This window comes from Caldanaerovirga acetigignens (assembly GCF_900142995.1).
In the GTDB taxonomy this organism is placed as follows: Bacteria; Bacillota; Thermosediminibacteria; order Thermosediminibacterales; family Thermosediminibacteraceae; genus Fervidicola; species Fervidicola acetigignens.
In genome coordinates this window covers 22,536-36,178 of record NZ_FRCR01000015.1, presented here as the reverse complement: position 1 = coordinate 36,178, position 13,643 = coordinate 22,536, and the positions used below count along the sequence as shown (strand labels likewise).

Genomic DNA, 13,643 nt, shown 5'->3' with positions numbered 1-13,643 from the left:
GGAAAACATAATGGGAAAAGAGAGCCGCATGGACTACAAAGCGGTGCCCCGGGGAGTATTTACCGACCCCGAAATAGGGGCGGTCGGGATGACCGAAGAAGAAGCCAGGAGAGCCGGATTCAAGGTAAAGATAGGCAAGTTCTACTTTAGAGGGTTAGGAAGGGCCCAGGCGGCGGGTAAGATAACCGGCTTTGCCAAGATAATCGCCGACGAGGGCACGGATAAAATTCTAGGGGCAGCGATTATGGGTCCGAACGCCACGGACCTGGTGCACGAGCTAGTTCCTGCGATAAGCTGCGGGATAACCGCAGAAGAATTGGGTAGAATTATCCACTCGCACCCGACTTTCAGCGAGGCGGTCATGGAAGCCCTGCACGATGTGCACGGCATGTCAATACACAGCGCATGATGGGAGATGGTTGTCATGGCTTACACCATAGGATTTGCGGGTAAGGGAGGCACCGGAAAGACGACACTGGCTGGATTTACCGTAGCTTACCTGGTTGAAAAAAAACTGGGTACTGTGCTGGCGGTGGATGCAGACCCTAACTCCAATCTAAATTCGGTCCTTGGTGTCGAAGTGGAATCTACGCTTGGCGATATAAAAGAAGAAGTTAAAAACAATCAAGAAGGAATTTTCCCCGGAGGAATGACGAGGGCCGAATATATGAATTTCCGGATGCAGCAGGCCATTGTGGAGGCAAGGGGGTATGACCTTCTTGTTATGGGAAGGCCGGAAGGAAGGGGGTGTTACTGTTTCGCCAATGGCGTGCTGAGGGAAGCTACCGACAGACTTTCTAATTCCTACGATTTTATTGTGATAGATAACGAAGCGGGCCTGGAACATTTGAGCAGGGGCACGACAAGAAAAGTTGACCTCATGTTTGCGGTAAGCGAATGCTCGAAAAGAGGTGTGGAAGCTGCTTATAGAATTAAAGGCCTCATAGAAGAACTAAAACTCGATGTTGGCGAGCTTTTCCTGATAATAAACCGGGTTCCAGCGAGAGGACTTACTGAGGAAATTTTGGATGCAGTAAAAGGCTATAATCTTTCTCTTGCCGGAACTGTTCCTCTTGATGAAGAGATCTTCGATTTGGACAACAAGGGAATACCTCTTGTGAAGATATCCAGAGAGAATAAAGCTTTATCGGCTTATCGTGAAATCCTCGACAATATCCTTCTTCCCGGAATCGAAACGAGAAAAAAGGCCATAATGGCCTAAAACGGAGGCGAATGGCATGGCGTACAAAAAACCAGTTCAAAAATTTACAGGTAAGATAAGGGAAGTGACTTTGGGGGAGAACTTGAAGCTGGGGGGTGAATCGGTACTTCCTTTTTATAGTTTTGACGGAGATACTGGTCATAAACCCGCGTTAGGTATGGAGATTTGGGATGTATACCCTGAAAGCTGGCCTGCGACAATCGTAAACGAGCTAGGAGACAGGGTCCGAAAGCCAGCAGAATGGGCAAAGTACGTGGAAGAAAAATACAGTCCCGACTTTATTTGCCTGAGATTAGTCGGAGCAAACAATGATGCGGGCGATAAAAGCCCTGAGGAATGCGCTTTAGTTGCAAAAGAAGTAGCCGAAGCTGTAAAGCTTCCCCTTGTAATAGCAGGATGCGACTCCAACGAAAAAAACGGAAAAATATTTACTAAGGTTGCGGAAGCGCTCCCTGAAAAAAATATCGCCTTTCTTTCGGCGGTGGAGGGCAATTACAAGGAAGTAGGCGCGGCGGTAGGTCTGGCGTACGGCAACATAGTGGTGGCTGAGTCTTCGGTGGACCTTAACCTGGCAAAACAGCTCAATATTCTGTTAATGCAGCTTGGGGTGAAACCCGAAAAGATGCTGATGAATCCAGGATGTTCCGCAGTAGGATACGGATTCGAGTACGTGGTGACAACCCTGGATAGGATAAGGCTCGCCGCTTTCGACCAGAACGACACCACCCTTCAGATGCCGATAATTATGCCGGTTTCCTTTGAAACCTGGAAGGTAAAGGAATCTGTGGCTACGGAGGAGGACGTCCCCGAATGGGGCAATCAAGAAGAGAGAGGAATTGCCGTTGAAATTTCTACAGCCGTGGGTGTTCTCGCAGCGGGGGCCAATGCAGTGATTTTGAGGCATCCGAGGTCTCTGCAAGTTCTAAGGGAATTAATCAATTGCTTGATTTAGAAAACAAAAAGGGAGAGATTGAAGATGGCTCTGACCGGAATGGATATATACAAGCTATTGCCTAAGAAAAATTGTAAGGAATGCGGTTTTCCAACGTGTCTTGCTTTCGCGATGAAGCTGGCTCAGGGAGCTGTTGAGGCTACAAAGTGTCCCTACATGTCCGATGATGCAAAAGCTCGGCTCTCGGAAGCAACAGCCCCTCCCATGAGGACCGTAAAATTCGGCGCGGGCGATAAATGCTATAACCTTGGAGGAGAGACGGTCCTCTTCAGACACGAAAAAACCTTCGTCAATAAGCCCAGGTTCGCCGTTTTATTCTCCGATGCCATGAGCGAAGAGGAAATACAGGGTAAAATAGCCCGCATGAACAAGGTAGATTACGTCAGGATTAACGAAGAAATGTACGTCGAAATAGCGGCCTTGAAGTGCGAAAGCGGTAATAAAGAGACCTTTCTTTCCCTTATAAAGAAAGTCAAGGATAGTTGCAAGAAGGCTGTTCCAATGATAATAACATCAAATCCAGAAATTGCAAGAGCAGCCGTTGAAGAATGCAAGGAGTCAGGTCCGATTCTGTTCGGCGCCGATGAACAAAACTGCGAAGCTATGGTCGAACTGGCGAAGCAACACGGCCTTTTGCTTGGCGTTACAGCACCCGACCAGGAAAAGCTCTACAATCTTGTTCAGAAAATCCAGAACCTGGGTTACCGTGAATTACTGCTTAGCACCGAAAGCGGCACTTTAAAGCAAACTTTCGATGACGTGGTCAATATAAGGCGGACTGCTTTGCTGTCCCAGGACAGAACCTTAGGTTATCCAACATTAGTTTTCGTAAATAGGCTTTCGAAGGATAAAATGATGCAGCTTGCGATGGCCACGCTGTTTGTTGAAAAATACGCATCAGTGATAGTGCTGGATGATATTGATTATTCCCTAGCCTTACCGCTTTTTGCGTTAAGGCAAAACATCTATACCGACCCGCAAAGGCCGATGAAGGTCGAGCAGGGCCTATACAAGATAGGTTCCGCCGATGAAAATTCGCCGCTTCTTGTGACGGTTGATTTCGCGCTTACGTACTTTATCGTCTCCGGCGAAGTTGAAAGGTCAAAAATACCTAGCTGGATGCTGATTCCGGATGCCGGCGGATATTCGGTGCTTACTGCCTGGGCTTCTGGCAAACTCAGCGGCAAGTCAATAGCAAAAGCGGTAAAAGATTTTGCCGTAGAAGAGAAACTGAAGACCAGGGAGATTGTAATACCGGGAAAGGTGGCGGTGCTGAAAGCCGACATCGAAGACGAACTGCCCGGCTGGAAAGTGGTGGTTGGTCCGGATGAAGCGGCATTGCTGCCCAAGTTCCTCAGAGATTATGCGGACAAAAAGGTGTCCTAAATTAGCGGAGGTGTAGGTATGGCAAGATTTCTTACGATAGGCGAGAGGATTCACGTCATTTCCCCAGTGATAAGGAAGGCCCTCCAGGAAAGGGACCCCGAGCCCATAATAGCAAGGGCTAGGGAGCAAATTGAAGCAGGAGCTCATTACCTGGATGTCAACATCGGGCCTGCCGAGAAAGACGGGGAGGAACTCATGCCGTGGGTGGTGAAGCTCCTGCAGAGCGAATTTCCAAATACGCCGCTTTGCCTTGATACCGCAAATACCAAGGCCATCGAGGCGGGACTCAAGGTGTACGACCCCAAGCCCGGCAAGGCAATTATAAATTCAGCCGATGCTGGTGCAAGGATTGGCATGCTGGAAGTGGCTGCCGAATACGGTGCGATGGTAATAGGATTGTGCGCCAAGGAAGGCATACCGAGGGATAACGAAGAGCGCATAACTTACTGTACCGAAATTCTCGATAAGGCTATAGCGGTTGGATTGAATCCCGAAGATATACTATTTGACCCTCTGTTTGTCGTGGTAAAGGGAATGCAGGAAAAGCAGCAGGAAGTGCTCGATGCCGTAAGGCAGATTTCGGAAATGGGGCTGAAGACCACCGGCGGTTTGAGCAATGTATCCAACGGATGTCCTAAAGAGATAAGGGGCCTTATCGAGGCGGTATTTTGCTCGATGGCAATTCAGTGCGGCTTGAGTTCCGCCATCATCAACCCTCTAAACAAATTATTGATGGATGTAATTAAGACAGCCGAAGTTATAAAGGGATGGAACCTGTACTGCGATTCTTATCTTGATTTATAAAAATAAAGAAAAGGGGTGGCCAATGTGGCGCTTTTTGACATTATTTTTGAGGGGTCTAAACAGGCCCTGGAAGCTGCGAAAGCTGCTGTTGATTCAGCAATCGAGAAAAAGGGAAGCGACGCCAAGGTGGCATTTCCCGAGACGGCATACAGCCTTCCTGCAATATATGCGGCGACCGGAAAAAAGATAGGAACTCTGGGCGAACTGCGGGATGCCCTTTCCATCGTCGAAAGCCTGATAGTGCCCGAACAAAACCTGGAAAAAGCTTTGAACGCCGGGCTTGCTACGGCACTTTCTGCCGAAATAATTGAGGCGTGCAAATATGCCGTGGAAGAAAAACCTTACAGCGAGCCATGCGTCGGGTTCATTTCCGATGCGGTAATCCGTTCATTAGGGGTTCCGCTGGTCACCGGAGATATACCTGGTGTAGCGGTTGTAATTGGTGAAGCACCTTCTGCACAAGAAGCGGCTAAAGTCATTAAAGATTACCAGAACAAAGGCCTTCTTGTTTTCTTGGTTGGGAAAATAATCGACCAGGCCTTGGAGGCCAAAGTAAAAATGGGGCTTGAACTCCGCGTTGTGCCCCTGGGGTATGATGTGACTTCCGTAATCCACGTGGTGACTGTTGCGATAAGGGCGGCCCTCATATTCGGCGCGGTACCTCCCGGCAATCTGGAGGAACTATTAAAGTATACCAGAGAAAGAGTGCCGGCTTTCGTAAACGCCCTGGGGAGCTTAAGCGAACTTGTCGTATCCGCCGGTGCAGGTGCCATAGCCCTCGGATTTCCAGTGATTACCGACCAGGATGTGCAGGAAGTGCCCCATTATCTTATAGTGCAAAAGGACTACGACAAAATAGTACCCACTTCTTTGGAGGCCCGAGGCATAAAGATAAAAATAACCGAAGTGCCTATACCCGTAGGATTTGCGGCTGCCTTTGAAGGCGAGAGAGTAAGGAAAGAAGATATGTTCGCAGAATTCGGCGGGGGAAGAACTCCTGCCTGGGAACTGGTAAGGATGCGGGATATGGCGGATGTGGAGGACCATAGGATAGAGGTGATAGGTCCAGACATAGATACCCTCGCCCCCGAAGGCGGAAAGCTGCCTTTGGCAATTCTGGTGGAAGTTGCGGGCAAAAACATGCAGGAAGATTTCGAACCCGTTATCGAACGCCGGATACATTACTTCCTAAACTATATAGAGGGCGTAATGCATATAGGACAGAGGGATATTATGTGGCTTAGAATCAGCAAATCAACGTACGAAGCCGGTTTCAGGCTGCACCACATAGGAGAAGCGCTGTACGCCAAGATGCTGGATGAGTTTGGCAACATTATTGATAAGGTACAGGTCAAGATTTACACGGACAAAGAAAAGGTAATAAAACTTGGCGAAGAAATTGCAAAGCCGAAATACGAAGCCAGGGATGCAAGACTTGCAGGACTTACCGATGAAAGCGTGGACACCTTCTACTCCTGTCTTTTGTGCCAGTCATTCGCACCTGCACACGTATGTATAGTGACGCCGGAAAGATTAGGGCTCTGCGGTGCCGTAAGCTGGCTTGACGCCAAGGCAACAAAAGAAATAAATCCCACAGGCCCGTGTCAGCCGATTGTGAAGGGAGAGTGTAAGGACGAGATAAAGGGTTCATGGGATTCGATAAATAGGGCGGTGCAGGAACTTTCCCACGGAGCCACTAAAGAAGTGAATATCTATTCGATTATGGAAAATCCCATGACCTCCTGCGGTTGTTTCGAGTGTATATGCGGAGTAATGCCCGAAGCCAACGGCGTGATAATAGTAAACAGGGAATATGCGGGAATGACTCCCCTCGGCATGACCTTCGGCGAATTGGCGTCCACCACTGGAGGAGGCGTCCAGACCCCCGGTTTTATGGGTATGGGCAGGCAGTATATAACCAGCAGGAAATTCCTCCTGGCAGAAGGCGGAATAAAGAGGCTGGTTTGGATGCCGAAGGAATTGAAAGAGGCCTTAAGAGAAAAGTTGAATCAAAGGGGCAAGGAAATAGGTTTTGAAAATTTCGCCGATATGATAGCAGACGAAACCGTGGGAACCGACCCCGATTCGGTAGTAGAATTCTTGAACAAAGTAGGTCATCCTGCTTTAACTATGGACCCAATTATGTAGATTGGAGGTTTTGGCTATGAATTTACCATCCGACATCAGGTACCATAAGGAACACACCTGGGTAAGGGTAGAAGGGGATATTGCCGTTGTCGGCATTACCGATTACGCCCAAGAAAAATTGGGGGAGGTCCTATTCGTGGACCTTCCGGAGGTTGGCGACAGAATCAAAAAGGATGAGGTTTTCGGGAGTATAGAATCGGGAAAGGTTGCGTCGGACCTCTATGCTCCTGTGAGCGGAGAGGTGGTAGAGGTAAACGAAGTTCTGGCCGAAAGTCCGGAGCTTGTCAACGAATCCCCCTATGAAAAGGGATGGATGATTAAGGTTAAAATGTGCGACCCGGCCGATCTGGAAGGGCTGATGGATGCTGTTGAATACTCGGAGCTGTTAAAGTAAGCCGTGAAAAAGGTAAACCGCCGGGGAAAGGCCCTGTAAAATTCTGCCGATCAGGGTCCGTCCCCGGCGCTATTCTAAATTTGAGAAAAGGTGAAAACATGGATGGATGCAACATATTGTTCAAACCTCAAAACAGGACCGTAAAAGTGAAAATAGGTACCACTGTACTGGAAGCTGCCCGCAGGGCTGGAGTTTTCATCGACGCGCCCTGCGGCGGAAGGGGGCACTGCGGAAAGTGCAGGATAAAGATACTCGAGGGGAATTATTCGTATGAAAAATCTCCCGCGCTGTCCGATGAAGATTATGAAAGAGGCTTATGCCTGGCGTGCCTTACGTATGTCCGGAGCGATATGGTGGTAGAAATTCAGGAAGTTAAAGCAGCAAGCGATGTGCTGGTAGAGGATTTAACTCCCGGTGAAGAGGAAGAAGGATGGATAAAAAAGGCCCGAAGGATGCTGCAAGCTTCGGGGATGGCAATCAAAAGCGGGTTTGAGAAAATAAAGCTCAACTTAGCCCCTCCGACGCTAGACGACAACATCCCGGACTGGGAACGCCTTTGCAGGGGACTTGAAAAAAGACTAGGCTTTGCATCTTATAAGTGTTCTCTAGATTTGCTAAAGAAGCTGCCGGGAACTCTCAGGCGGAATGGTTTTGAAATAAACGTTGTACTGCAAGGAGAAAAGGACGAATATGAGATAATAGATATTAGAGGTTCTGACGAGGATAAACCCCTTTACGGCATAAGCGTTGACGTGGGGACGACTACTGTGGCGGCGAATCTGGTGGAACTCGAGACTGGAAAAATAAAGGAGTCGGCGTGTGCCGGCAATTTGCAGATTCAGTACGGGGCCGACGTCATCAGTCGAATCATTTATTCTACAAGAGAAGGTGGCCTTTCAACTCTAAATCGTGCAATCATCGACGGCACGATAAACCGTCTTGTTGAAGAAATGACTGCAAGAAGCGGCTTAAATCCTGAAGAGATAGTTTTCGGAGTTTTTGCCGGAAACACCACGATGGCCCATCTTCTTCTCGGGGTGGAAGCGGAAAACATACGGCTGGAACCTTATATACCGGCATTCAGAAACCACCCGCCGCTTAAGGCTAGGGATGTAGGAATTCGTATAAATCCCGATGCGCCGGTGTTTATAGTGCCGGGGGTGGCAAGTTATGTCGGAGGAGATATCGTCGCGGGAGTACTGGCGGCTGGGATTTGGAAAAGCGATGAGAAGGTGCTTTTTATTGACCTTGGCACCAACGGCGAGCTGGTTTTCGGAAACCGTGAAGTTATGGTGGCTTGCGCGTGTTCTGCAGGTCCTGCTTTTGAAGGGGGAGAGATGAGCTGCGGCATGAGGGCTATGCGGGGGGCCATAGATGAAGTGACGATAGACGCAAGGACGTTTGAACCCTCCTACAGCGTGATAGGAGGCGGCAAACCCCGGGGAATTTGCGGTTCGGGCTTTATAGACCTCATAGCAGCCATGTTTTTGAGCGGAATTATAGACCCGAGGGGAAAGATAAACGCGAATTTAAAGTCCGAAAGGATAAGGTTTGATAAAGATCTGGAAGTTTACGAATACGTTGTAGCTTTTAAGGATGAAACTGAAGACGGGCGCGATATAACAATAAACGAAATCGACCTGGACAACTTCATCAGAGCAAAGGGAGCGGTGTACGCAGGAATAAGAACCCTGCTCAATACCCTGGCTATGGATACAAGGGACATCGAGAAAATAATAATAGCCGGTGGTATAGGGAGAAAGCTTGATATAAAAAATTCAATAGCTATAGGCCTACTGCCGGTGTTGGAAGAGGAAAAATTCATTTATATAGGCAACAGTTCCCTCAAAGGAGCTTACCTTTGCCTTATAAGCGATGACGCCAGGAAGAAAGCAAAACAAATAGCTGAATCGATAACATATGTGGAACTCAGCGCCTTCCCGTCTTACATGGAAGAATTTACGGCGGCTTGTTTTCTGCCTCACACGGACGCCGAACTATTTTCTGCCGGCAAAAAGGAAAAAAACTTTTTCTATTCGGGGTATTGACAGGAAAGGCAAAGGCATGTAAAATTTATAAGTGGAAAGCGTAGAATGAAAAGATTTCGGTGGCCATGGCGGAGGGGAAACACCGGTAGCCATTCCGAACACACAGGTTAAGCCCTCCAGCGCCGATGGTACTGGGGAGTATTCCCCGGGAGAGTAGGACGCTGCCGAAATCTTAAAATATGGCGTTCCTCGATAGCTCAGCGGTAGAGCATCCGGCTGTTAACCGGAGGGTCGTAGGTTCGAATCCTACTCGAGGAGCCATTTTTTAAACTGCAGGGATGGTGGAACTGGCAGACACGCTACTTTGAGGGGGTAGTGGAGGTTCGCTCCGTGCGGGTTCAAATCCCGCTCCCTGCACCAAGAAGGTCGCGGTTTTCGAGTATTCTTCGAAAACCGTTTTTATTTTTATTTTTTTGGTGATAAATTTATGTTTGACAGAAAAGAACAAATTAGAAATTACGCAAAACAAATAGGGTTCGATAAAATAGGCTTTGCGAGTGCCGAACCTTTTTGGGAAGAGAAAGAGATATTGATGGAAAGGAAAAGGGCTGGACTTTTTTCGCCTTTCGAAGAGAGCGATATAGAACTCAGGTGCCATCTCGAAAAGCATCTTCCCGGGGCAAAGACGATTATTTGCTTTGCTGTGAGTTATTTTTTTGAAAAAGAGGATGTTCCCGGAGAAAATTCGTCAGAACCCCTTGGAATAATATCAAAATATGCTTTAATGCGTGACTATCACGATGTGCTTTTTCAAAAATTAAAGTTAATGGCCGATTTCATCTATTCCATGTGGGGGGCCAAATCAAAAATATTCGTCGATTCAGGAGGCCTTTTGGAAAGGGCGGCTGCCCGGCGGGCGGGAATAGGCTGGATTGGTCAGAATACGTGTCTTTTCACCGAGGAGTTTGGTTCCTGGGTTTTTTTAGGCGAGTTGATAACCGACCTGGAAATAGAACCGGACATGCCTTGCCGTAACCTGTGCGATAACTGCGGCAAGTGTGTAAAGGCCTGTCCGACGGGAGCTTTAGAAGAGCCGTATCGACTGAATCCTTTCCGATGCCTTTCTTATATTACACAAATGAAGGGGACAATTCCTGAAGAATTTAGAGATATAATGGGCTTGCGATTGTTTGGCTGCGATATATGTCAAGAAGCATGTCCCAAGAATAAAAAAATTATCCTTGTTAAGCATGAAGAGTTTATGCTGGACTATCAAATAGAAAGACGTCTTACTAAATTGATTTTTATGGATAAGGTGGAATTCGATAAAAACTTCAAGCTGACCCCCATTGCCTGGCGCGGCAGAAACGTGTTGCGCAGAAATGCAACGGTTGCTTTGGCAAATGCCGGAGTAGGGTGTAAAAGATACTTTGAAAAGCTTCTCTCCGACCCTTCGCCCTTAATAAGGGAACACGCGATGTGGGCCTTGAAGAGATAAAAGGCAGTCAAAAGACTGCCTTGTTTTACTGCGGTTTATACCATCCTTTTTGAAGCATGTAATCGAAAACCATTTTTGCATTCTGCTGCTCTTCGTCCTGAATCTGGCGGAGGGCATTCCTGACAGCTTCGTTGGTGCATTCCATAATTGCCGTTTCGTAGACGCCAGACAGGTATTTCATAGTCATGAGCACGTCGTTCATAACATCTTTGTCCGCGATAGTAACCGTTTGATGCATAAAAAACCGAACCTCCTTTTAAACTTAATAGGATGGGGGCTGAATTCCCGCTTGGCTGAGAAGGTTTGTGATTGTGTCTATGTGGTGCTGTCCCCTGGTCGCTAGATTCCTGAGCATGTTTGCTATTTGTGGGTCCTGCACCTGGCCTGCGTAAAAATTGCACTTTGTAACACTTACCTTTTCATGGCTCAGCGTATCTTGCAAGTATAGCTTTTCTTTTTGGGTCAATTGCACGATAACCACCTCCACGTTTATTTTTTCCTCCCGTATTTTTTTATATTCGTGGGTAAAAATAGCTTTTGAAGTTGAATTGTAGTCTTTTATTTAATAAAATTAACTTAGGGTGAAAATAATGGAAATTAAATATAAAGTGTGGATAGAACATGATGGAAAACAGGTTTTTGGTGAAGGAATTTACAATCTCTTGCGGTTAGTGGAAAGATACGGTTCCATAAATAGGGCTGCTCAGGCTCAAAATATGTCCTACAGGCAAGCATGGGGGAAAATAAAGGTTATAGAAAAAAGATTGGGGATCAAACTTTTGGAGAGGCACAAAGGAGGAGAATACGGAGGCGGAGCGGTTCTGACGGAAAAGGCAAAAGAAATAATGAAACGGTACGGTGAATTAATTGACAAAATAGACGAACATATAAAGGAGTGGTCACGTGGTGGAAATGAAAGAGGTTTACCTGGATAATAGCGCTACCACAAAAGTAGCGAAAGAAGCCGTCGATGCAATGGTGCACGCTTTGACTTTAGCTTTTGGGAATCCTTCTTCGCTTCACCGAAAAGGTATGGAAGCTGAAAAAATAGTCAATAAAGCCAGGGAAAAATTGGCTTTGTTTTTAGGTGTGAAAGCAAGGGAGATTTATTTTACATCTGGCGGCACTGAATCCAACAATCTGGCGATAAAGGGAGCGGCTTACGCCAGAAAGCGATATGGAAAGCACCTTATAACCACATCGATAGAACACCCCTCTGTGCTGGATGTATTTAAACAATTGGAAGAAGAAGGTTTTTCCGTTACTTATCTTAATGTGGATGAAAAGGGGCATATAAATTTAGTAGAATTAAAACAAGCGATAAAATCCGATACAATACTTGTAAGCATTATGTACGTAAACAACGAAGTTGGATCAATACAGCCCATCCATGACGCCGCAAAAATTATATCGCAAAACAAAAATACCCTTTTTCATGTGGATGCAGTCCAGGCTTTTGGAAAGGTTCCGCTAATCCCTAATCTTTCCGGCGTACATCTCTTGTCGTTGAGCGCCCACAAGATATACGGACCTAAGGGAGTGGGAGCGCTGTTTGTCAGGGAAGGGACGAAAATAACGCCCTTATTTAACGGAGGAGGTCAGGAAGAAGGATTGCGTTCAGGGACGGAAAACGTCCCTGGGATAGCAGGTTTTTCGGCAGCGGCAGAACTTGTATTTAAAAATTTTGGCTTATGGCAGGTTAAGATGAGAGAATTAAAGGAAAGGTTGAAGACCGGAATTCTTTCGGAAATACCGGATTCGGTATTAAATGGTCCGGATGACGGTGCGCCGCATATTCTTAATATATCCTTTCTCGGAACGAAAGCGGAGGTCCTTCTTCACGCGTTAGAATCTCACGGTATATATGTATCTACGGGGTCGGCCTGTTCGTCGCACAAAAGCGTAAAAAGTCATGTGCTCGCCGCCATGGGCAAGACCGATGAAGAGATAGAAGGTGCTATTCGTTTTAGCTTATCTCCGTTTCTTTCTATCGAGGATATTGATTATACAGTGGAAATTTTGAAAAAAGAAGTGAATGAATTAAGAAAATACGTTCGGAGGTAGAGGATGGAAAGCATTTACCTTTTGAGCTTCGGAGAAATTGGGTTAAAGGGAGAGAACCGCCCGTTTTTCGAAGGCATTTTGATAAAAAGGATAAAACAGGCCCTCGAAGGGTTTGAAGGGTTGGATGTAAAGAAAACCCACGGGAGAATATACGTGAGGGTAGCGGGACCACAGGATGAAGTGATAGAAAGGCTAAAAAAGGTTTTCGGGATTGTAGCAATAAGTCCTGCAAAAAGCTGTGACCTGGACATAGAGTCAATCAAAAGTGCTGCCCTGGAAGCAGTTAAAGAAGTCGATTACAAAGGTAAGACCTTTAAAGTAGAAAGCAGAAGAACCAACAAGTCTTTTCCGATTAAATCTCCGGATATAAGCCGCATGGTGGGTGCTCATATTCTGAAAAACTTAAAAGGACTCAAGGTGGATGTCCATAATCCGGACATTGAAGTCAATGTAGAAGTAAGGGAAAAAGGGTTTGTCTATTGCAAAAGAATCCCGGGTCCCGGTGGCCTTCCTGTGGGATCGAACGGGAAGGCTCTGCTTTTGCTGTCCGGTGGAATTGACAGTCCGGTCGCGGGATACATGGTGATGAAACGGGGAGTTGCGATAGAGGCAGTTTACTTTCATAGCTTTCCATTCACCAGCGATAGGGCCAAAGAAAAGGTTATTGAATTGTGCCGGATTCTTGCAGAATATTGCGGCAAAATCCGCCTTCATGTGGTAAATTTTACTGATGTCCTCAAAGAACTGGGAGAAAAAGGTCCCAACGAACTTTTGACAATATTGATGAGGCGGATGATGGTTAGAATTTCCCAGGAAATAGCAACAAAAATCGGTGCAAAGGCTTTGATAACTGGCGAAAGCATTGGGCAGGTGGCCAGCCAAACCATGGAAGCTTTGGTGGCTACTAATGAGGTGGCAAGACTGCCGGTATTCAGGCCGCTCATAGGATTCGATAAAGTGGAAATAATTGATCTGGCTAAAAAAATCGGCACTTACGACATTTCCATTGAGCCGTATGCCGACTGTTGTTCCATATTTGTCCCTGAACATCCGAAAACTAGACCGAAACTGGACGATGTCCATAAGGCAGAGGAGAGATTTGATATTAAAGGATTTATAAAGAAGAGTTCAGATAATGTTGAATTAATAGAGGTAACCGAGTCTTATTAGGAGAAAAACACCTTTTA

13 protein-coding genes, 2 tRNA genes, 1 rRNA gene and 1 pseudogene are annotated in these 13,643 nt (G+C 46.7%); 15 read left to right on the top strand and 2 right to left on the bottom strand.

Features of this window, described 5'->3' with window-relative positions; genetic code table 11:
• The 12 genes and pseudogenes from BUB66_RS10275 to queG all read left to right on the top strand — a co-directional run.
• Positions 1–409, top strand: a pseudogene (locus BUB66_RS10275) (dihydrolipoyl dehydrogenase); the annotation flags it as partial.
• A gap of 15 nt (positions 410–424) precedes the next feature.
• Positions 425–1,222: an ATP-binding protein gene (locus tag BUB66_RS10270; RefSeq protein WP_073258210.1), complete on the top strand. Its 798-nt coding sequence runs from the start codon at positions 425–427 to the stop codon at positions 1,220–1,222.
• A gap of 16 nt (positions 1,223–1,238) precedes the next feature.
• Positions 1,239–2,174, top strand: coding sequence for an acetyl-CoA decarbonylase/synthase complex subunit delta (gene acsD / locus BUB66_RS10265; RefSeq protein ID WP_073258208.1), 936 nt, complete (start codon positions 1,239–1,241; stop codon positions 2,172–2,174).
• A gap of 24 nt (positions 2,175–2,198) precedes the next feature.
• Complete coding sequence (gene acsC / locus BUB66_RS10260; RefSeq protein ID WP_073258206.1) at positions 2,199–3,560, top strand: acetyl-CoA decarbonylase/synthase complex subunit gamma; 1,362 nt, start codon at positions 2,199–2,201, stop codon at positions 3,558–3,560.
• 18 nt (positions 3,561–3,578) lie between these two features.
• On the top strand, positions 3,579–4,364 hold the full coding sequence (acsE, locus tag BUB66_RS10255) for a carbon monoxide dehydrogenase/acetyl-CoA synthase methytransferase subunit (RefSeq protein ID WP_073258204.1): 786 nt from the start codon (positions 3,579–3,581) through the stop codon (positions 4,362–4,364).
• Between the two features lie 24 nt (positions 4,365–4,388).
• Entirely contained in the window at positions 4,389–6,512 is a 2,124-nt protein-coding gene (acsB, locus tag BUB66_RS10250; RefSeq protein WP_073258202.1) for an acetyl-CoA decarbonylase/synthase complex subunit alpha/beta, read from the top strand.
• A 16-nt stretch (positions 6,513–6,528) separates the two neighbouring features.
• Positions 6,529–6,906: a glycine cleavage system protein GcvH gene (gcvH, locus tag BUB66_RS10245; protein ID WP_073258200.1), complete on the top strand. Its 378-nt coding sequence runs from the start codon at positions 6,529–6,531 to the stop codon at positions 6,904–6,906.
• Between the two features lie 80 nt (positions 6,907–6,986).
• Positions 6,987–8,954, top strand: coding sequence for a corrinoid activation/regeneration protein AcsV (gene acsV, locus BUB66_RS10240; RefSeq protein WP_244269832.1), 1,968 nt, complete (start codon positions 6,987–6,989; stop codon positions 8,952–8,954).
• Positions 8,955–9,009: 55 nt separating this feature from the next.
• Positions 9,010–9,124 (top strand): 5S ribosomal RNA (gene rrf, locus BUB66_RS10235).
• A 16-nt stretch (positions 9,125–9,140) separates the two neighbouring features.
• A tRNA-Asn gene (locus BUB66_RS10230) sits at positions 9,141–9,215 on the top strand.
• Between the two features lie 11 nt (positions 9,216–9,226).
• Positions 9,227–9,314, top strand: a tRNA-Leu gene (locus BUB66_RS10225).
• Positions 9,315–9,381: 67 nt separating this feature from the next.
• Positions 9,382–10,392, top strand: a complete 1,011-nt coding sequence (gene queG, locus BUB66_RS10220) for a tRNA epoxyqueuosine(34) reductase QueG (protein ID WP_073258196.1) — start codon at positions 9,382–9,384, stop codon at positions 10,390–10,392.
• A 25-nt stretch (positions 10,393–10,417) separates the two neighbouring features.
• On the opposite strand, the gene BUB66_RS11925 is transcribed toward queG, so the two are convergent.
• Positions 10,418–10,630 carry a spore coat protein gene (locus tag BUB66_RS11925; protein ID WP_066354696.1) on the bottom strand — a complete coding sequence of 71 codons (213 nt, stop codon included), beginning with the start codon at positions 10,628–10,630 and terminating at the stop codon, positions 10,418–10,420.
• A 24-nt stretch (positions 10,631–10,654) separates the two neighbouring features.
• Positions 10,655–10,879, bottom strand: a complete 225-nt coding sequence (locus BUB66_RS11920; protein ID WP_244269831.1) for a spore coat protein — start codon at positions 10,877–10,879, stop codon at positions 10,655–10,657.
• 103 nt (positions 10,880–10,982) lie between these two features.
• Here BUB66_RS11920 and BUB66_RS10210 point away from each other — a divergent pair, with 103 nt between their 5' ends.
• Genes BUB66_RS10210 through thiI form a run of 3 tightly spaced genes read left to right on the top strand, consistent with a single transcriptional unit; the run spans position 10,983 to position 13,626 of the window.
• Complete coding sequence (locus tag BUB66_RS10210) at positions 10,983–11,327, top strand: winged helix-turn-helix domain-containing protein (protein ID WP_073258194.1); 345 nt, start codon at positions 10,983–10,985, stop codon at positions 11,325–11,327.
• Positions 11,305–12,456 (top strand): cysteine desulfurase family protein, encoded by a 1,152-nt coding sequence (locus BUB66_RS10205; RefSeq protein ID WP_073258216.1) that lies wholly within the window; start codon positions 11,305–11,307, stop codon positions 12,454–12,456. Before BUB66_RS10210 ends, BUB66_RS10205 begins: the two co-directional genes overlap by 23 nt.
• Before the next feature lie 3 nt (positions 12,457–12,459).
• Positions 12,460–13,626 carry a tRNA uracil 4-sulfurtransferase ThiI gene (thiI, locus tag BUB66_RS10200; protein WP_073258192.1) on the top strand — a complete coding sequence of 389 codons (1,167 nt, stop codon included), beginning with the start codon at positions 12,460–12,462 and terminating at the stop codon, positions 13,624–13,626.
• Positions 13,627–13,643: the final 17 nt, after the last annotated feature.

Excerpts from the sequence above, each read along its gene's own strand:
- BUB66_RS10270 (WP_073258210.1), top strand. The coding sequence starts at position 425 with ATGGCTTACACCATAGGATTTGCGGGTAAGGGAGGCACCGGAAAGACG.
- acsD (WP_073258208.1), top strand. The coding sequence starts at position 1,239 with ATGGCGTACAAAAAACCAGTTCAAAAATTTACAGGTAAGATAAGGGAA.
- acsC (WP_073258206.1), top strand. The coding sequence starts at position 2,199 with ATGGCTCTGACCGGAATGGATATATACAAGCTATTGCCTAAGAAAAAT.
- acsE (WP_073258204.1), top strand. The coding sequence starts at position 3,579 with ATGGCAAGATTTCTTACGATAGGCGAGAGGATTCACGTCATTTCCCCA.
- gcvH (WP_073258200.1), top strand. The coding sequence starts at position 6,529 with ATGAATTTACCATCCGACATCAGGTACCATAAGGAACACACCTGGGTA.
- queG (WP_073258196.1), top strand. The coding sequence starts at position 9,382 with ATGTTTGACAGAAAAGAACAAATTAGAAATTACGCAAAACAAATAGGG.
- BUB66_RS11925 (WP_066354696.1), bottom strand. The coding sequence starts at position 10,630 with ATGCATCAAACGGTTACTATCGCGGACAAAGATGTTATGAACGACGTG.
- BUB66_RS10210 (WP_073258194.1), top strand. The coding sequence starts at position 10,983 with ATGGAAATTAAATATAAAGTGTGGATAGAACATGATGGAAAACAGGTT.
- BUB66_RS10205 (WP_073258216.1), top strand. The coding sequence starts at position 11,305 with ATGAAAGAGGTTTACCTGGATAATAGCGCTACCACAAAAGTAGCGAAA.
- thiI (WP_073258192.1), top strand. The coding sequence starts at position 12,460 with ATGGAAAGCATTTACCTTTTGAGCTTCGGAGAAATTGGGTTAAAGGGA.